This window comes from Variovorax cryoconiti (genome assembly GCF_051216395.1).
Taxonomy (GTDB): domain Bacteria; phylum Pseudomonadota; class Gammaproteobacteria; order Burkholderiales; family Burkholderiaceae_C; genus Variovorax.
Map to the genome: position 1 here is coordinate 43,663 of NZ_JBPJZI010000002.1, position 17,001 is coordinate 60,663.

Below are 17,001 nucleotides of genomic sequence, written 5' to 3' on the forward strand. Positions count from 1 at the left end.
TGGCGTCTGGGACAACGGTGCCCGATCAGTTCAGCACGTCGACCGGCGTGTTGAAGACGTAGCCCGCGCCGCGCTCGGTCTGGATGAAGCGCGGCGACGACGGGTCGCCCTCGATCTTGCGGCGCAGGCGCAGGATCTGCACGTCGATGGAGCGGTCGTACACCTCGGCGCCATGCAGGCGCGACAGCTCGAGCAGGCGGTCGCGCGACAGCACGCGCTGCGGGGCTTCGCACAGCGCCTGCAGCAGGTTGAATTCGCCGTTGCTCAGGTCGACGCGGCGGCCGTCGGGGGCGGTCAGCCGGCGGGCCAGCAGGTTCAGTTCCCAGCCGTCGAAGCGGTAGGCGCGGCGCTGCGTGTCCTGCGCGCCGGCCGCCGCGTCGCCGCGCTTCTGGTAACGCCGCAGCACGGCACGGATGCGGGCCAGCATCTCGCGGTTGCTGAAGGGCTTGGTCACGTAGTCGTCGGCGGCCATCTCCAGCCCCATCACCCGGTCGGCTTCCTCGAGGCGGCCGGTGAGGATGATCACCGGGATCTCGCCGCTGTCGCGCAGGCCGCGGGCCAGCTGCATGCCGTCTTCGCCGTTCAGGCGCAGGTCGAGCAGCACCAGGTCGATCACGTGGTCCTCCAGCGCCTGCTTCATCTGCGCGCCGGTGGCAGCGCCGCTCACGCGGAACTCGTTGTCGGTGAGGTAGGTGCTGACGAGATCGCGGATCGCGGCGTCGTCGTCGACGACCAGGATGTGAGGTCGGTTGGCCATATGGGCCGCGAGCGTAATGTAGATTCGTTGCGTGCAGCAACTGTCCCATATTTCATATGAAACACGGCCGTGCGGGCCGAAATCACCCCGGCATCGGGCCGTGCGCCAATGGCATCCGAAGAAGTGGCGGCTCCTTGCCGACCGCATGCCGCGGGTGCGTTCCATGTTGAAAGTTGTGCTGATCGAAGAAGACATCGCCATGCAGGCCCTGATCGCCGAGTGGCTGACCCAGGCGGGCTACGGCGTGGAGACGGCCAGGGGTGGCGCGGCCACGCCCCAGGCCGGTGTGGCGCTGGTCATCGCCGACCTGCCCAAGCTGCGCGACGGCGATGCGCCGCACGTGCGCGCGCTGCGGGCGAGCTACCCCGGTGCGCCCGTCATCGGCCTGTCGGCGCAGCTGGCGCGCAGCCTGCCGGGCGGCTCCGACCGGGCGAAGTCGCTCGGCGTGGCCGCGCTGCTGTCCAAGCCCTGCACGTCCAGCGAACTGCTGGCGGCGGTGGCCGCCGCTGTCCGGACCGCCCACTGACATGCGTTCCTCCGCCCACCTGCGCGAGCGCGTCATCGCCGGCGGCCTGCTGTTGATCGTCGCGTTCATCGGTTCGGCCGCGTACGACGGATGGCGGCTGCACCAGCAGGTGATGGCGGTCAACGAGCGCGAACTGGGCAACCTCGCGACCGCCCTGGCCGGCGAGGCCGACCGCAACCTGCAGTCGGTCGATGTGCTGCTGCGCGACACGGCCAGCTGGTACGAGAACTTTCCCTGGCGCGTCGAGCCCGAGGCCGTGGTGGCCGCGCTCAATTCACGCGCGGTCGGCGTGCCGCAGGTGAGCGTGTTGACCATCGTCGACGCGACCGGCATGCAGCGCTTCCGCTCGCGCCCGACGGGGGAACCGCTGGCCGACGTATCCGACCGCGCGTACTTCCTCAAGCAGCGCGACACCGACACGGCCGGCCTGGTCATCAACGAGCCGATCGTCACCCGCACCGAGCGCGAGCCGGCGGTGGTGATCTCGCGCCGCCTGAGCCGGCCCGACGGCGGCTTCGACGGCGTGGTGACGGCCATCGTCACCTTGCAAGCGCTGCAGAGCGCCTATTCGGCCATCCAGTTCGGCGAAGGCAGTTCGCTGGTGCTGGCGCAGGACGACGGCAGCGTGGTGGTGCAGCAGCCGGCCGACGCACCGCGCACCCGTTTCCCCGAACTGTCGGCGCTCAAGGGCGGCGCGCTGATCGACCGCGCCACCAGTTCGGTCGATGGCCGTCCCAAGCTCATCGCCGTCGTCGGCGTGGGCAGCCTGCCGCTGGTGTTGGCGATCACGCGCGACGAGGACGAGGCCCTGCGCCCCTGGTATGACGAGATGTGGAGCGCCGGCATCCGCACCGGCGTGGTGTGCCTGCTGGTCGGCCTGACCATCGTGGCGCTGCTGCGCCAGTTGCGCCGCGACGCCGAGGCCGAGCGCGAGCGCCGTCGCCTCGAGGCGCGGCTGCAGCAGACGCAGCGGCTCGAAGCGCTGGGCACGCTGGCCGGCGGCATCGCGCACGACTTCAACAACATCCTCGGCGCCATCCTCGGCTTCGGCGAACTGGCCCAGCAGCAGGCCGAGCCCGGCAGCGCGCTGCGGCGCCACATCGACCGCGTGCTGCAGGGCGGCGCGCGGGCGCGGCTGCTGGTGCGCCGCATCCTCGACTTCAGCCGCAGCGGCGTCGCCGACCGCGCACCGGTGCATGTGCAGACGCTGATGGAAGAGATCGTCGCGATGCTCGCGTCCACCCTGCCGGCCGGCGTCGACCTGCAGGCGCAGCTGGACGCCGGCGACGCGGCCGTGCTGGGCGACGCCACGCAGCTCTACCAGGTGGCGATGAACATCTGCACCAATGCGGTCCAGGCGATCGAGGGCGCGGGCACGGTGTCGATCCGGCTGCGGCGCGTCGACGTGCGCGCGCCGCGCGTGTTGCTGCACACCGAACTGGCGGTCGGCCCGCACGTCTGCCTGGAGGTGCGCGACACCGGCGTGGGCATCCCGCCCGACGCGCTGCAGCGCATCTTCGAGCCCTTCTTCACCACCAAGAAGCAGGGCGAGGGCACCGGGCTCGGGCTGGCGGTGGTGCATGGCATCGTGGCCGACCTCGGCGGCGCCATCGACGTCGCCTCGGTCCCTGGCGAAGGCACACAGGTGTCGGTCTGGCTGCCGGTGTGCGGTGAGTGCGCACCGGCCACGGTGCCCGACGCCGGCGGATGGCCGGCCGGGCAGGGCGAGGTCGTGATGGTGGTGGACGACGAGCACGCCCTGGTCGAGCTGGCGGAGGAAACGCTGGCCGGCCTGGGCTACGAGCCGGTCGGCTTCGATTCCGCCGAACGTGCCCTGCAGGCCTTCGAGGCCGACCCCGGGCGCTTCGACGCCCTGCTCAGCGACGAGATGCTGCCCGGCATGCCGGGCACCGAACTCGCACGCCTGCTGCGCGCCCGGCGACCGGCGTTGCCGGTGCTGCTCATGAGCGGCAAGGTGAACCAGGCCATGCTCGAGCGGGCCCAGGCCGCGGGCGTGCACGCGGTGCTGCACAAGCCGCTCGCGCTGCGCGAACTGGCCACGCGGCTGGCCGAGGCACTGCGCGGCCGCAGCGACGATGGCGGCGGCCGCTACAGCTGAAATCTGCGCAGCGCGCGCGTGAAACCGGGCGGCAACCGCGCCGCCGGAGCATCGGGTCTTCGCGGCCTCGGCCGTTCATCCCCGGAGCATTTCGCATGAGCACCCTCACCACCCAAGACGGCACCCAGATCTACTACAAGGACTGGGGCAGCGGCCAACCCGTCGTGTTCTCGCATGGCTGGCCGCTGTCGGCCGACGCGTGGGACGCGCAGATGGTCTTCCTGGCCGAGCGCGGCTTCCGCGTGATCGCCCATGACCGCCGCGGCCATGGCCGCTCGAGCCAGCCGTGGAACGGCAACGACATGGACACCTACGCCGACGACCTCGCCGCGCTGTTCGAGAAGCTCGACCTGCGCGATGCCGTGATGGTCGGGCATTCGACGGGTGGCGGCGAAGTCGCGCGCTACATCGGCCGTCACGGCACGCAGCGCGTGGCCAAGGTCGTGTTGCTGAGCGCCGTGCCGCCGCTGATGCTCAAGACCGCGAGCAACCCGGGCGGCCTGCCGATCGAGGTGTTCGACGGCATCCGCGCCGGCGTCGCTGCCGACCGATCGCAGTTCTTCCAGGACCTCACCACGCCCTTCTACGGCGCCAACCGTGAGGGCTCGAAGGTCACGCAGGGCATGCGCGATTCGTTCTGGCTGCAGGGCATGGCCGGCTCGCACAAGGGCCTGCTCGACTGCATCAAGCAGTTCTCCGAAACCGACTTCACCGCCGACCTCAGGAAGATCGACGTGCCCACGCTGGTGGTGCACGGCGACGCCGACCAGATCGTGCCGATCGGCGCCGCCGGCCTGCTGTCGGCCAAGCTGGTGAAGGGCGCGACGCTGAAGGTCTACGCTGGCGCGCCGCACGGCATCGCCACCACGCACGCGGACAAGTTCAACGCGGACCTGCTGGCGTTCATCCAGGGTTGAAGCGCCGAGCCAGGGCCGATCGGGCGGACAATCAGAGGCTTCTTCCGAAGCACACCGATGACCCTGGACGCCCCCTCCTTCCTCTCCCCGGCATGCCCTTGCCGGGCGATGCACCCATGAGCGCCGGACGCGATCGCCGACTGCGCGTGGAGGCCGACAAGCTCGAGGCCTTCTGCCTGCTCGTTCGCGCCGCTTCCGCGGCACCGGACCAGGCGGCCTTCGCCGACGTGAGCCGTGCGGCGGCGACCGCGCTGCGTGCCAGGTTCGGCAGCGGATCGATCACCTCGGCCTTCGCGTGGCTGAGCGGCCCGGCCGCGCAGGACGCACTGGCGAGCGTGCGGGCCGGTGATGTCGACCTGCAGGGCGCCTTGTCCCTGGTCGAGCTGGAGCAGGCCGTCGCGTTGGCGAAAGAGGCCCAGACACTGCAGCGCTGAGGCCGGCGGCCGCTGCCACGGGCGTCACGGCTGGCTGCCGCTCATCCCGGTGCGGAGCCGCCTTCCATCTCGCGGATCCAGCGCCACAGCGTCGAGCGGCTCACGCCCAGCTGCTGCGCCGCCTTCTGCCGATTGCCGCCTTGCGTGGCGAGCACCTCGTGCAGGTTCGACTTCGACGCCGCGCGCGGCACATCGGGTGCGGTCGCGTGTTCGGCGAACAGCTCGGGGCACTCGTGCCGCAGTTCGTCGTAGCGGATGTCCTCGAGCCGGTCGAACTGCGACAGGAACACGGCGATGCGCTCGACCAGGTTCTCGAGCTCGCGCACGTTGCCTGGCCAGCCGTACGCCGTCAGCCGCGGCATCAGCGGTGCCAGGGCGCGTCGGGCATCGATCGTGACCGCGAGCCGCTGCAGACAGCGCTCGACCAGCCCCTGCGCGAGCAACGCCACGTCTTCGCGCCGCTCGCGCAGGGGCGGCAGCGCCAGGCGCAGCGTGTTGAGGCGGTAGTACAGGTCCTGGCGGAAGCGGCGCTCGCCGATCATCTCGTGCAGCGGCTGGTGGGTGGCGGCGATCACGCGCACGTCGACCGGAATCGGCGCCGTGGCCCCCAGCCGCGTGATCTCGCGCTCCTGCAGCACGCGCAGCAGCCGCGTCTGCAGGTGTAGCGGCATGTCGCCGATCTCGTCGAGAAACAGGGTGCCGGTGTGCGCCGTCTCGAACAGGCCGCGCTTGCCGCCACGGCGCGAGCCGGTGAAGGCGCCTTCCTCGTAGCCGAACAGTTCGCTCTCGAGCAGCGCCTCGGGGAAGGCCGCGCAGTTGACCGCGACGAAGGGCCGGCCGGCACGGCCGCTCTCGTTGTGGATCGACTGCGCGAACAGTTCCTTGCCCACGCCGCTCTCGCCGGCGATCAGCACGGTGAGGTCGTTGCGCGCGAAGCGCTGCGCCGTCTGCACCGCGCGCACGAAGGCCGGGCTGTGCCCGATCAGGTGGGCGAAGCGGTGGCGCGCAGCGCTCTGGCGGCGGCCGTGCTGCATGCGCAGGCTGGTGTCGGCCTCCTGGATCGCGCGGGCGTCGTACAGCGTGAGCGCGGCGCCGACGATCTCGCCGTGCTCGCGAATGGGCGTGCGGTTGACCACCCAGTCGCGCTGCGCGAAGCGCTGCACCCGCGCGCGTTCCTCCAGGCCGTGGTCCAGCGTGGGCTGCAGCGACAGCTCGGGCTGCAGGACCTCGAGCGAGCGGCCCAGCAAGCGGGCCGGCGCGTGGCCGAGCAACTGCTGCATCGGCGGGTTGACCGCGATGATGCGGTTGTCGCGGTCGACCGCCAGCACCGCCTCCTGCAGGTTGTGCAACACGCCGTTGAGCTGCTCGTAGCGGCCCGCCTCGAGCCGCGCGACCCGCGCCAGTTCGATCGCGTCCTCGAAGCCTTTCCGGATGCTGGTGAGCGAATACGCCAGCAGCCCGTGCAGCCCCGCCTGTTGCGCCAGTTCGACCACCAGGCTCGACCCGACGATGACGTCGAAACCTTCGCGCCGCAGGAGCTCGAAGCGCTGGCGTGCGTCGTCGGGCGTCTGGTAGGCGTACTGGCTGACCTCGATGTTGAGCAGGTCCTTCACCTCGTCGAGTTCGGGAATGGTCTGGCCGTACATGACGACCCCCACGCGCTTGGACACGCGCCGGGCCTTGATGAGCGCCTGCATCAGGTCGAAACCACCGAGCTGGATGGTCGCGACCGGCGCTTGCAGGCCGGCCCGCAGGATGCTGGCGTTGGAACCGGCGCTGACGAAGGCGTCGACCAGGCCGCGGTCGATGCGGTCGCGCGCCGTCGCCAGCGCGTCGCCGAAGGTGCCGTCGACCACCTCGATCTCGGCGCGGCCGACGTATTCGGCGACCACCGGCAGCGCGAATTCGCGGATCTGCCGGTAGCTCATGAAGCACAGGCGCGGCAGGCCGCGGCGTGCAGGCGGGGCGGTCTTGAAAGGGGTGTTCAGGCGTTCCATCGTGTGTGTCATTGCAACACAAACGATGTCTCGTCGATGTTTCATGGCATCCGGGAAACTACCCAGACGCCGAAGCGAAAGGCTTTTGAATCAATCACTTGCGGATGCCCTGACAGGTTGGCACATGCCGTGCAACACCGTGTTCTTTCAGGAGACACACGACTTGGCACTCGAACACATCACGGTGCTCGACCTGACGCACATGCTGTCGGGTCCCTACGGCACCATGCTGCTCGCCGACCTCGGCGCGCGCACCATCAAGGTCGAGCCGCCCGGCAGCGGCGAAGGCACCCGCCGCCTGCTCGAAAAAGATCCGGACTACGCCCGCGACGGCATGGGCGCGTACTACCTCACGCTCAACCGCAACAAGGAAAGCGTCTGCGTCGACCTGAAGAGCGCCGAAGGCAAGGCGGTCTTTCTCGACCTGGTGCGCCAGGCCGACGTGGTGTTCGACAACTTCAGCGTCGGCGTCACGCAGCGCCTGGGCATCGACTACGCATCGCTCGCGCAGGTCAACCCGCGCATCGTGACCTGCTCGGTCACCGGCTTCGGCCAGACCGGCCCCGAGACGCAGCGCCCGGCCTTCGACCAGGTGGTGCAGGCGATGGGCGGCGGCATGTCGATCACCGGCACGCCCGAGAGCGGCCCGACGCGCAGCGGCATCCCGATCGGCGACCTCGGCGGCGGCATGTTCGGCGCGATGGGCGTGCTGGCCGCGCTGGTGGAGCGCGACCGCACCGGGCGCGGCCAGCATGTCGACATCTCGATGCTCGACGCGCAGATCTCGCTGCTCAACTACATGGCGACCATGCACCTGATGTCGGGCCACGTGCCCGCAGGCATCGGCAACGGCCACTTCGTGCACGTGCCCTACAACAGCTATCCGACGGCCGACGGCCACATCATCATCGCCTGCATCGGCGACCCGTTCTTCGAACGCTTCGTCGAGTTCATCGACCTGCCCGCGCTGCGCGATCCCACGTACCGGCAGCAGCCGGTGCGCTTCGCGATCAAGGCCGAGATCGACGCGCTGATCGGTGACGAACTCAAGAAGCAGCCGACCGCGCACTGGCTCGAACGCCTGCGCGCGGCGCGCATCCCGTGCGGCCCGGTCAACAACTTCGCCCAGGCGCTGAGCGACACGCAGGTGGTGGCGCGCGACATGGTGGTCGAGGTGCCGCTGAAGACCGGCGAAACGGTGCGCATGCCCGGCAACCCCATCAAGTTGTCGGCGGCAACCGCCATGACCTACACCTGCCCGCCGGCGCTGGGCGAGCACACGCGGCACGTCTTCGGCGACCTGGTGGGCTATTCGGACGAGAAGCTCGAAGCGCTGCGCCTGGCCGGCATCATCGCCTGAGGCCCGACGCGATGGAACCGATCCATATCACCGACGTCGCGCCGCGCGACGGCCTGCAGAACCAGCCGGTGCACCTCGATGCACCAGCCAAGCTGCGGCTGGCGCAGCTGCTGGCGAAGGCCGGCGTGCGCAGCATCGAGGCCACCAGCTTCGTGTCGCCCAAGGCGGTGCCGCAGATGGCCGATGCGGCCGAGCTGCTGCCGCTGATCCGCCACGCGTTGCCCGACCTGCGCACCTCCGTGCTGGTGCCCAACCACAAGGGCCTGGAGCGCGCGCACGCGGCCGGGGCCACCGAAGTCGCGGTGGTGCTCTCGGCCACCGAGACGATGAACCGCAAGAACATCAACATGGGCCTGGACCAGGCCACCGAGGTCAGCGAGCAGACGCTGGCCGAGGCGCATCGGTTGGGGCTGCGCACCCGCGCCTACGTGGCTGTGGCCTTCGATTGCCCCTTCGAGGGCGAGACGCCGCTCGACGCGGTGCTGCGCCTGGCGCACCGCATGCAGCGCGCGGGCGCGGGTGAGATCGTCATCGCCGACACCATCGGCTCAGCGTCGCCGGGCATGGTGAAGCAGCGCATGGGCGCGCTGGCCGAAGCGATCGCGCTCGACCAGCTGGCCATCCACCTGCACGACACGCGCGGCATGGCAGTGGCCAACGCGTGGGCGGCGCTCGACGTCGGCATCCGCCGCTTCGACGCCAGCGTGGGTGGCATCGGCGGCTGCCCGTTCGCGCCCGGCGCGGCGGGCAACGTCGCCACCGAAGACCTGGTGCTGATGGCCGAACGCAGCGGCTTCGCCACCGGCATCTCGCTCGATGGCCTGCTCGACACGATCGACTTCGCGCAAGTGCAGTTGCAACGTCCGCTGGGCGGGCGCGCGATCACCTGGTTGCGACGGCAGCGCGACAAGAAAAATTCCTGAATACAACGATTCCCCGGAGACAAACATGACAACGACATTCAACGCCCCTTCGTCCATCGCTCACCCCAACCGCCGTACTGCGCTCGCGGCACTCGCCTCGCTGGCCGCCACCGGCGCCTGGGCGCAGGCACCCGCCGGCAAGTTCCCCTCGAAGGCGGTCACGCTCGTGGTCCCGTATTCGGCCGGTGGCGGCACCGACATCGTCGGCCGCCTGATGGCGCAGCGGCTGTCCGACCTGTGGGGCCAGTCGGTGGTGGTGGACAACCGCACCGGCGCCAACGGCGTGATCGGCTCCAACTTCGTCTCGCGCGCGCCGGCCGATGGCCACACGCTGCTGCTGGTGGTCGGCTCGCACGCCGTGAACCCGGTGCTGATGAAGAGCCTGCCCTACGACACCGACAAGGCCTTCACGCCCATCACCAACATCGCGAACTCGCCCTCCGTGCTGGTGGTGCAGGCGGTCGGTCCCTACAAGACGCTGCGTGACGTGCTCGACGCGGCCCGCAAGGAACCGCTGGGCGTCGGCTATTCCGAAGGCCAGACCCGGCTGACCGGCGAGATGATCCGCCAGGCCGGCAAGCTGCAGACCACCGGCGTGCCCTACAAGGGCGGCGCGCCGATCATGGTCGACATCATCGGCGGCCACCTGCCGATGGGCGTGACCAGTGTGCTGACCGCGTTGCCGCACGTGCGCTCGGGCGCGCTGCGCGTGGTGGGCGTGGCCGACACCAAGCGCATGGCGCTGTTCCCCGATGCGATGACCTTCAAGGAGGCCGGCCTGGACGGCGTCGAGTCGCTCAGCTGGTACGGGCTGTTCGGCCCGGCCGGCCTCCCGGCCCCCATCGTCACGCAGATCAACGACGACCTGAAGAAGGTCGCTGCCGACCCGGCCGTGAAGAAGCAGATGGAAGAGCAGGGCGCGCACGTCACGCTGACGCCGCCGGCCGAGTTCCGCAGCTTCCTCGCAGCGGAGACCAAGAAGTGGACGCTGGTCGCGCAGCGCGGCGGCATCACCGCCGAATAACGACCATGGCGAACCCCATCCTCCGCGAGAAGCTCGCGCGCCGCGAGTTCATCGTCATCCCCGGCCTGCAGGACATGATCGCTGCGGCCATGGCCGAGAAGGTCGGTTTCGACATCGTCTATGGCTCGGGCTTCTGGCTCACGGCCTCGGCCCTCGGGCTGCCCGACGCGGGCATCGCGACCTACACGCAGATGGTCGACCGCATGGCGACGCTGGTGCGCAGCAGCAGCGCGGCCGTCATCGCCGATGCGGACACGGGCTACGGCGGCCTGCTGAACGTGCACCACACGGTCCGGGGCTACGAGGCCGCTGGCGTGACCGCCATCCAGATCGAGGACCAGGAATTTCCGAAGAAGTGCGGCCACACGCCCTTCAAGCGCTGCGTGCCGGTGCAGGACATGGTCGACAAGATCCGCGTCGCCGCAGAGGCGCGTGAGGACAAGCAGAACTTTCTCATCATCGCGCGCACCGATGCGCGTGCCGAGCTCGGCGTGGACGAGGCAATGCGGCGGCTCGAGGCCTGCGCGCGGGCCGGCGCCGACATCCTGTTCTTCGAGGCACCGCAGAGCGAGGACGAGATGCGCCGCGCCTGCGCGGCCTTCGACCTTCCGATGATGGCCAACATGTCCGATGGCGGAAAGACGCCGATCCTGCCGGCCAAGACGCTGGCGGAGATCGGCTATGCGCTGGCCATCTACCCGTCAATGACCAGCCTGATCGCCGCCGCAGCCATGGAGCGCGCGCTGAAGCACCTGAAGGCCGAAGGCACGAGCCAGGCACCCGGTGCCGAGCTGTTCGACTTCAACGAGTTCTGCCGGCGCATCGGCTTCGAGGAAGTCTGGGAATTCGAGAAGCGCTGGGCGCGCTGAGACACAGACGAAGGAGGCCGGTCGCGCGGCAGGCGGCCGGTCGTTTCGGGTAGCCCTGCAAGAACGGAGACGACATGACGGCAAGATTGAGATGGGCGATGCTCGGCATCGCGGTTGCGGCGCTGGCCGGCTGCTCGACAGGCGCACTGCAGGTGGCCGACGTCGGCAGCTACCACGTGGGGGGGCGTGCGGTGACGCTCACCGGCCTGCCCGAGAAGGAGCTGGTCTTCACGCCCGGTGCGCCACCGCTGAAGTTCGACCCCAACGGCGACTTCGAGGTCGAGAGCCTCTACGCGCGCTACACCCGGCTCGCGAACCCGAAGGGCCGCTATCCGCTCTTGTTGTGGCACGGCGGCGGCCTCTCCGGCGTGACCTGGGAAACCAAGCCTGACGGCCAGCCTGGGTGGGAGAGCTACTTCCTGCGTGCCGGCTACGACGTGTACGTGAGCGATGCGGTCGAGCGCGGGCGGGCGTCGTGGGCACGCTACCCCGAGATCTTCAAGAGCGAGCCCTTCTTCCGGCCAAAGAAGGAAGGCTGGGAGCTGTTCCGCATCGGCGAGACCGGCTCATACAACACCGACCCGGCGCTGCGCCGTGCGTTGCCGGGCACGCAATTCCCGGTGACGAGCTTCGACCAGTTCGCCAGGCAGTCGATCCCGCGCTGGAGCACCAACGACGTGGCCACGCAGGCAGCGTACGACGCGTATGTGCAGAAGGCCTGCCCCTGCGTCATCGTGGTCCACAGCCAGGGCGACAACTTCGCCTTCAACGCGGCGCTGAAGTACCCCGACAAGGTGAAGGCCATCGTCGCCGTCGAGACCTCGGGCTCGCCCAACCCCGAGACCACCGACTTCAGCCGCCTCAAGGGCGTGCCCATGCTGTGGGTGTGGGGCGACAACCTCGACCGCTATCCCTTTTGGGCCCGCATCACGGCGCAGCAGGAGAACTTCCGGACGCGGCTCGTGGCGGCGGGCGGCATCGGCGACCGCCTGCTGCTGCCGGAGCTCGGCTGGCGCGGCAACTCGCACATGCTGATGATGGATCGGAACTCCGACCAGATCGCCGAGCAGGTGGACCGATGGCTCGTCCGGCAAGGCCTGAAACGCTGAACCGCACGGCACGCAACAACAACGGAGACACGACATGAACATGAAGCAACACAAGCTCGTCCGCCTGCTCACGGCAGCCGCACTCACCGTGGGAGCGTTCGCCGCACCCGCGGTGGCGCAGGACTACCCCAACAAGCCGATCCGCCTGATCGTGCCCTTCACGCCCGGTGGCGTGACCGACACCGGCGCGCGCGTGGTGGCCGACAAGCTCGGCGCGCGCCTGGGTCAGAGCGTGGTGGTCGACAACCGGCCCGGCGCGTCGGGCAACATCGGCACGCAGATGGTGGCGGCCGCGGCGCCCGATGGCTACACGCTGCTGCTGGGCTTCGACGGCACCCTGGTCATCAACCCGCATGTCTATTCCAAGGTGCCTTTCGACACGGTGAAGGACTTCGCGCCCGTCAGCAAGATCGGTGATGCGGTGCTGATCATCGTCGTGCACCCCTCGGTGCCGGTGAAGACGCTCCCCGAGCTCGTGGCCTATTCCAAGACCCACCCCGGCGGCGTGTCGTACGGCAGCGCCGGCACGGGGAGCACCCCGCACCTGGCCGGTGAACTGCTGAAGATCCGCACCGGCGCGAACTTCGTGCACGTGCCCTACAAGGGCGGCGGCCAGTCGATGACCGACGTGGTCGGCGGTTCGCTGCCGATGCTCTACACGGCGGTGGCCGGCGCCTACCCGTTCGTGCAGAAAGGGCAGATCCGGCCCATCGCCGTGTCGAGCGCGCAACGCCTCGCGTCGCTGCCCGACGTGCCGACGGTGGCCGAATCGGGCGTGCCCGGCTTCGAATCGAGTTCGTGGATCGGCATCCTCGCGCCGGCGAAGACACCGCAGCCCATCGTCGACCGGCTGCAGCGAGAACTCCATGCGGTGGTGCACTCGCCCGAGGTGAAGGAGCGGCTCGCGTCACTCGGTATCTCGGCATCGGGCAACACGCCGGTCGAGTTCGCCAAGGAGATCCAGGCCGACCTGAAGAAGTACGCCGAGATCGTGAAGACCGCCAACGTGAAAGTCGACTGACGAGTGCTCCCGCGCGAGAAGCGGGCGGCCGCTTGCCGGAACGCCAGACGCCACCACAATGCGGGGATGCAACCCATCCTTGCCAAACTTTCTGAAGCGGTAGGCAGCGCCCATACGCTCGAGGAGCTGACCCGCCCCCTGCTGGAGATGCTCGAGGCCGTGACCGGCTGCGAATCGACCTACCTCACGTCGATCGACTGGCCGGGCGGCCTGCAGCATGTGCGCATCGCGCGCAACAGCCATCGCGATGCGCTGGAGATTCCCGAAGGCCTGTCGGTGCCCTGGGCCGACACGCTGTGCAAGCGCGCGCTCGAAGAAGGGCGCCCCTACACCAACAACGTCGCGGAATGCTGGGGCGACTCGGGTGCCGCCCGCGAACTCGGCATCCGTACCTACATGAGCACGCCGGTGCGCTCGGAGGACGGCCATGTCCACGGCACCCTGTGCGCCGCGAGCGCCGCCGCGCAGCCGATGTCGGCCCAGTCGCAGCACGTGCTCGAACTCTTCTCGCGCCTCATCAACCAGCATATGGACCGCGAGCGCCTGGTGGCTGAATTACGGGCGGTCAATGCGCAGCTGGCAGCCAGCTCGCGGACCGATCACCTCACGGGGCTGCCGAACCGGCGCCTGCTCATCGAGGAACTCGAGGGCCTGATCGGCCGCAGCGCGCGCGCCGAGACCTCGGTGCTGGTGGCCTTCATCGATCTGGACGGCTTCAAGGCCATCAACGACACCCACGGCCACCAGAGCGGCGACGCTTTCCTGCGCGCCATCGCCGAGCGGCTGACGGGGGCGCTGCGCACCGGCGACATGCTCGCGCGCCTGGGCGGCGACGAGTTCGTGGTGGTCGGCCCCGGACCCGCGCTGGGCCAGGACGCGAGCGCCGCCGTCGCGGCCCTGGGCAGGCGTCTGGGCGACTGCACCGTGGGCGACTTCGACCTGGGGGCGCAGCGCATCGCCTACGCCGGCGCGAGCGTGGGCACGGTCGCCGTCGACCCCTGCATCTGCAGCGCGGACCACGCCCTGCGGCAGGCGGACGCGGCCATGTACGAGGTCAAGCGCCGTCGCGCCGCCGCGCGCCTTTAAGACGCAACGGGCGGTTGCGCGTCGAATGCATCCCAGGCAGGATGTTGCTGCACTGCAGGAAATTGCCGCGCCGACTGTCGGCACGGCGTGCCCCGCAGCCGCCATCCTGCAGGTTCACCGACACGCGCCGCCATGTTCTTCCTCTGGCCTGGGTACCTCTGGTTCTTGCCGCTGCTGGCGCTGATGCCCGCCGCCTACCTGTGGCTGCTGCGTCGGCGCAACAAGGCGGCCCTGCGCTACAGCAGCCTGGGCGTGGTGCAGGCGGCGGTGGCCGGGCGCCAATGGCGGCGCCACCTGCCACCGGCATTGCTGCTGCTGGCCTGCGCAGGCCTGCTGGTGGCGGCGGCGCGGCCGGTGGCGCGTGTGCCGCTGCCCTGGCCGCGCACCACGGTCATGCTGGCCATCGACGTGTCGCTCAGCATGCGCGTGAGCGACATCAAGCCGACCCGCCTGGTGGCCGCACAGGACGCGGCGAAGCTGTTCCTGCAGGAGGTCCCCAAGACCATCGAGGTCGGGCTCGTCACCTTCGCCGGCAGCAGCCAGGTCGCGCAGCGCGCGACGCTCGACCGCGAGGCGCTGGTCACGGCGATCGACGGCTTCCAGATGCAGATGGGCACCGCCGTGGGCAACGCCCTCGTGCTGAGCCTGGCGGAGCTGTTCCCGGAGCAGGGCATCGAACTCGCCGACCTCAACGTCGCCGGCAACGGCAACCCGCGTGCGCGCAGCCTGGACGACAAGGCCAGGCCACTGCCCAAACCTTTCACGCCGGTGGCGCCCGGCTCGTACAACTCGGCGGCGATCATCCTGCTCAGCGACGGCCGACGCACCACCGGCGTCGACACCCTGGCCGCCGCGAAGATGGCGGCCGACCGCGGCGTGCGGGTGCACGTGATCGGCCTGGGCACCGTCGAAGGCGACGTCGCCGCGCCCGACGGCATGGCCATCTACATGAAGCTCGACGAGCCCACGCTGCGCGAAGTGGCACGGATGACCGGGGGCGACTACCACCACGCCGGCACCGCCGAGGCGCTGCGCAGCGTCTACGAGAACCTGGGGTCGCGCGTGCAGGTGCTCACGCGCGAGACCGAGATCAGCGCGGTGTTCGCGCTGGTCTCGGCCTTGCTGGCGATGACGGCCGCTGCGCTGTCCATCCTTTGGTTCGGACGCATCACCTGAGCGGCGGACCGGTTCAGCTCTGGCGGCCGGCTTCGAAAAGAAACCAGGTGCGGCGCTCGGCTTCGTCGATCCACACCTCCAGCAGGCTGGCGGTCGCCACGTCGCCGTAGCGGTCGCACAGGGCGTGCGTCTCGCGCATGAAGGCGGCCACGCGCTGGTTGTCCTGGCTCAGCTCGGCCAGCATGTCCGCCGGCGTCACGAAGTCGGCGTCGTTGTCGCTCAGGCGCTGCAGGCGCACGGCGTGGCCGCTGGAACGCAGCGTGGTGCCGCCCAGCTTGCGCACGCGCTCGGCGATCGGGTCGACGGTGGCGAAGATCTGGTCGGACTGCTCGTCGAGCAGCAGGTGGTAGTCGCGGAACGACGGGCCCGACATGTGCCAATGGAAGTTCTTGGTCTTGAAGTACAGCGCGAAGGTGTCCGCCAGCAGGGCGTTGAGTTCCGCGGAGATGTCGCGGGTGGCGTCCGTGCCCAGGGGCGTGGGCGTGGTCAGCGGTGCGAGGCGATGCTTCTTGGCAGCAGCGAGGTCGGTCATGGAAAACTCCGGTAGTGGACGAAAGGCGAGCCCTGCTCGGTGTCTCCAATGTCGGCGTTGCGCGTTGCGCCTCGATGGCGCGGTGCCCGCACCGCACTTCGGATGACATGTCGTCCATTGCAGCTGAAACAAATGGCCGTGCCGGGCCGGCCACCGCAGCGGCTCACTCGGCCTTGATGTTTCGTTCCTTCACCACCTTGCCCCACATGGCGGTCTCGCTGGCGATGTAGCGCGCGAGCTCGGCACGGGTGCCCGGCTGCGGCACGAGGCCATGCTTGTCGAGCTGCTCGCGCACCTCCGGCTCCTTCAGCACCTTGACGATCTCGCGGTTCCAGGCCTCGAGGATCGGCACCGGCGTCTTGCCCGGGGCGACGAAGGCATACCAGTTGGTCGCGCTGAAACCGGGGTAGCCCGATTCGGCGATGGTCGGCACGTTGGGCAGGGCGGCGGCGCGCGCGAGGCCCGTCGTCGCCAGCGCGATCACCTTGCCGGTCTCGATGTACGGCGCTGCGGTGGCCGGCACCGCGTAGTACGCCGAGACGCGCCCGCCCAGCACGTCGACCATGGCCGGCGCGCCGCCCTTGTAGGGGACGTGCACGATCTCCACCCCCGCGCGCTGGTTGAACAGCTCGCCGGCAAGGTGCGAGGCCGAGCCGGCGCCGGTCGAGGCGAAGTCGAGGCTGCCAGGTTTCTTCTTGGCCAAGGCGATGTAGTCGGCCAGCGTCTTCACGCCCAGCTGCGTGTTCACGACCAGCACGTTCGGAAAGTTCAGGCCCATGGTGATGGGCGCGAGGTCCTTCACCGGGTCGTAGGGCAGCTTCATGAGGTGCGGTGCGATCGCGAGCGGCCCGATGGAGCCCAGCAGGATCACCGAGCCATCGGCCGGCGCGTTCGCCACGTACTGGTGCGCGATGTTGCCGCCGGCGCCGGCGCGGTTGTCGATCACGACCGACTGGCCGATGTTCTCCGACAGGCGCTTGGCGATGAGCCGTGCTGCGGTGTCGGCGCCGCCGCCGGCCGCGAAGCCGACCACCAGCGTGACCTGCTTCTTCGGTGGGAAATCCTGGGCTGTGGCGGCAAGCCCGGTGCCGAGCGCGAGCGCGACGAGCGCCGCGCGACGCAGCAATTTGAAAGTCATCGATGTCTCCGTG

The 17,001-nt window shown here is 69.6% G+C and carries 16 protein-coding genes; 12 read left to right on the forward strand and 4 right to left on the reverse strand.

Annotated features, from left to right (window positions below; genetic code table 11):
- Positions 1–25 precede the first annotated feature (25 nt).
- Positions 26–757 (reverse strand): response regulator, encoded by a 732-nt coding sequence (locus ACSFA2_RS04990; protein WP_435454213.1) that lies wholly within the window; start codon positions 755–757, stop codon positions 26–28.
- A gap of 163 nt (positions 758–920) precedes the next feature.
- Here ACSFA2_RS04990 and ACSFA2_RS04995 point away from each other — a divergent pair, with 163 nt between their 5' ends.
- The 4 genes from ACSFA2_RS04995 to ACSFA2_RS05010 all read left to right on the forward strand — a co-directional run bounded on the left by ACSFA2_RS04995 (position 921) and on the right by ACSFA2_RS05010 (position 4,753).
- Entirely contained in the window at positions 921–1,283 is a 363-nt protein-coding gene (locus tag ACSFA2_RS04995) for a hypothetical protein (RefSeq protein WP_435454214.1), read from the forward strand.
- Between the two features lies 1 nt (position 1,284).
- Positions 1,285–3,402 carry an ATP-binding protein gene (locus tag ACSFA2_RS05000; RefSeq protein WP_435454215.1) on the forward strand — a complete coding sequence of 706 codons (2,118 nt, stop codon included), beginning with the start codon at positions 1,285–1,287 and terminating at the stop codon, positions 3,400–3,402.
- Positions 3,403–3,497: 95 nt separating this feature from the next.
- Positions 3,498–4,319, forward strand: a complete 822-nt coding sequence (locus ACSFA2_RS05005; RefSeq protein WP_435454216.1) for an alpha/beta fold hydrolase — start codon at positions 3,498–3,500, stop codon at positions 4,317–4,319.
- A gap of 116 nt (positions 4,320–4,435) precedes the next feature.
- The gene (locus tag ACSFA2_RS05010; RefSeq protein ID WP_435454217.1) at positions 4,436–4,753 is read left to right on the forward strand and encodes a hypothetical protein; all 318 of its coding nucleotides are present in this window, start codon (positions 4,436–4,438) and stop codon (positions 4,751–4,753) included.
- Between the two features lie 41 nt (positions 4,754–4,794).
- Here the strand turns inward: ACSFA2_RS05010 and prpR are convergent, their stop codons facing one another.
- Positions 4,795–6,750 (reverse strand): propionate catabolism operon regulatory protein PrpR, encoded by a 1,956-nt coding sequence (prpR, locus tag ACSFA2_RS05015; protein WP_435454218.1) that lies wholly within the window; start codon positions 6,748–6,750, stop codon positions 4,795–4,797.
- A 163-nt stretch (positions 6,751–6,913) separates the two neighbouring features.
- Here prpR and ACSFA2_RS05020 point away from each other — a divergent pair, with 163 nt between their 5' ends.
- The 8 genes from ACSFA2_RS05020 (at position 6,914) to ACSFA2_RS05055 (ending at position 15,318) form a co-directional block, all read left to right on the forward strand.
- The gene (locus ACSFA2_RS05020) at positions 6,914–8,110 is read left to right on the forward strand and encodes a CaiB/BaiF CoA transferase family protein (protein ID WP_435454219.1); all 1,197 of its coding nucleotides are present in this window, start codon (positions 6,914–6,916) and stop codon (positions 8,108–8,110) included.
- Between the two features lie 11 nt (positions 8,111–8,121).
- Positions 8,122–9,033 (forward strand): hydroxymethylglutaryl-CoA lyase, encoded by a 912-nt coding sequence (locus ACSFA2_RS05025; RefSeq protein WP_435454220.1) that lies wholly within the window; start codon positions 8,122–8,124, stop codon positions 9,031–9,033.
- Between the two features lie 25 nt (positions 9,034–9,058).
- On the forward strand, positions 9,059–10,057 hold the full coding sequence (locus tag ACSFA2_RS05030; protein WP_435454221.1) for a tripartite tricarboxylate transporter substrate binding protein: 999 nt from the start codon (positions 9,059–9,061) through the stop codon (positions 10,055–10,057).
- 5 nt (positions 10,058–10,062) lie between these two features.
- Entirely contained in the window at positions 10,063–10,926 is an 864-nt protein-coding gene (locus ACSFA2_RS05035) for an isocitrate lyase/PEP mutase family protein (protein WP_435454222.1), read from the forward strand.
- A 74-nt stretch (positions 10,927–11,000) separates the two neighbouring features.
- The gene (locus ACSFA2_RS05040; RefSeq protein ID WP_435454223.1) at positions 11,001–12,035 is read left to right on the forward strand and encodes an alpha/beta hydrolase; all 1,035 of its coding nucleotides are present in this window, start codon (positions 11,001–11,003) and stop codon (positions 12,033–12,035) included.
- 40 nt (positions 12,036–12,075) lie between these two features.
- Positions 12,076–13,056 carry a Bug family tripartite tricarboxylate transporter substrate binding protein gene (locus tag ACSFA2_RS05045; protein ID WP_435454989.1) on the forward strand — a complete coding sequence of 327 codons (981 nt, stop codon included), beginning with the start codon at positions 12,076–12,078 and terminating at the stop codon, positions 13,054–13,056.
- A gap of 66 nt (positions 13,057–13,122) precedes the next feature.
- Positions 13,123–14,142, forward strand: a complete 1,020-nt coding sequence (locus ACSFA2_RS05050; protein ID WP_435454224.1) for a GGDEF domain-containing protein — start codon at positions 13,123–13,125, stop codon at positions 14,140–14,142.
- A gap of 132 nt (positions 14,143–14,274) precedes the next feature.
- Positions 14,275–15,318 (forward strand): VWA domain-containing protein, encoded by a 1,044-nt coding sequence (locus ACSFA2_RS05055; RefSeq protein WP_435454225.1) that lies wholly within the window; start codon positions 14,275–14,277, stop codon positions 15,316–15,318.
- A gap of 13 nt (positions 15,319–15,331) precedes the next feature.
- Here the strand turns inward: ACSFA2_RS05055 and ACSFA2_RS05060 are convergent, their stop codons facing one another.
- Positions 15,332–15,850 carry a Dps family protein gene (locus ACSFA2_RS05060; RefSeq protein ID WP_286648213.1) on the reverse strand — a complete coding sequence of 173 codons (519 nt, stop codon included), beginning with the start codon at positions 15,848–15,850 and terminating at the stop codon, positions 15,332–15,334.
- A 163-nt stretch (positions 15,851–16,013) separates the two neighbouring features.
- The gene (locus ACSFA2_RS05065) at positions 16,014–16,988 is read right to left on the reverse strand and encodes a Bug family tripartite tricarboxylate transporter substrate binding protein (RefSeq protein WP_435454226.1); all 975 of its coding nucleotides are present in this window, start codon (positions 16,986–16,988) and stop codon (positions 16,014–16,016) included.
- Positions 16,989–17,001 lie beyond the last annotated feature (13 nt).

Coding starts and splice junctions, on each gene's coding strand:
- prpR (WP_435454218.1), bottom strand. CDS start 6,750: ATGGAACGCCTGAACACCCCTTTCAAGACCGCCCCGCCTGCACGCCGC.
- ACSFA2_RS05065 (WP_435454226.1), bottom strand. CDS start 16,988: ATGACTTTCAAATTGCTGCGTCGCGCGGCGCTCGTCGCGCTCGCGCTC.
- ACSFA2_RS05045 (WP_435454989.1), top strand. CDS start 12,076: ATGAAGCAACACAAGCTCGTCCGCCTGCTCACGGCAGCCGCACTCACC.
- ACSFA2_RS05050 (WP_435454224.1), top strand. CDS start 13,123: ATGCAACCCATCCTTGCCAAACTTTCTGAAGCGGTAGGCAGCGCCCAT.
- ACSFA2_RS05040 (WP_435454223.1), top strand. CDS start 11,001: ATGACGGCAAGATTGAGATGGGCGATGCTCGGCATCGCGGTTGCGGCG.
- ACSFA2_RS04990 (WP_435454213.1), bottom strand. CDS start 757: ATGGCCAACCGACCTCACATCCTGGTCGTCGACGACGACGCCGCGATC.
- ACSFA2_RS05060 (WP_286648213.1), bottom strand. CDS start 15,850: ATGACCGACCTCGCTGCTGCCAAGAAGCATCGCCTCGCACCGCTGACC.
- ACSFA2_RS05025 (WP_435454220.1), top strand. CDS start 8,122: ATGGAACCGATCCATATCACCGACGTCGCGCCGCGCGACGGCCTGCAG.
- ACSFA2_RS05005 (WP_435454216.1), top strand. CDS start 3,498: ATGAGCACCCTCACCACCCAAGACGGCACCCAGATCTACTACAAGGAC.
- ACSFA2_RS05000 (WP_435454215.1), top strand. CDS start 1,285: ATGCGTTCCTCCGCCCACCTGCGCGAGCGCGTCATCGCCGGCGGCCTG.
- ACSFA2_RS05055 (WP_435454225.1), top strand. CDS start 14,275: ATGTTCTTCCTCTGGCCTGGGTACCTCTGGTTCTTGCCGCTGCTGGCG.
- ACSFA2_RS05010 (WP_435454217.1), top strand. CDS start 4,436: ATGAGCGCCGGACGCGATCGCCGACTGCGCGTGGAGGCCGACAAGCTC.
- ACSFA2_RS05035 (WP_435454222.1), top strand. CDS start 10,063: ATGGCGAACCCCATCCTCCGCGAGAAGCTCGCGCGCCGCGAGTTCATC.
- ACSFA2_RS05030 (WP_435454221.1), top strand. CDS start 9,059: ATGACAACGACATTCAACGCCCCTTCGTCCATCGCTCACCCCAACCGC.
- ACSFA2_RS04995 (WP_435454214.1), top strand. CDS start 921: ATGTTGAAAGTTGTGCTGATCGAAGAAGACATCGCCATGCAGGCCCTG.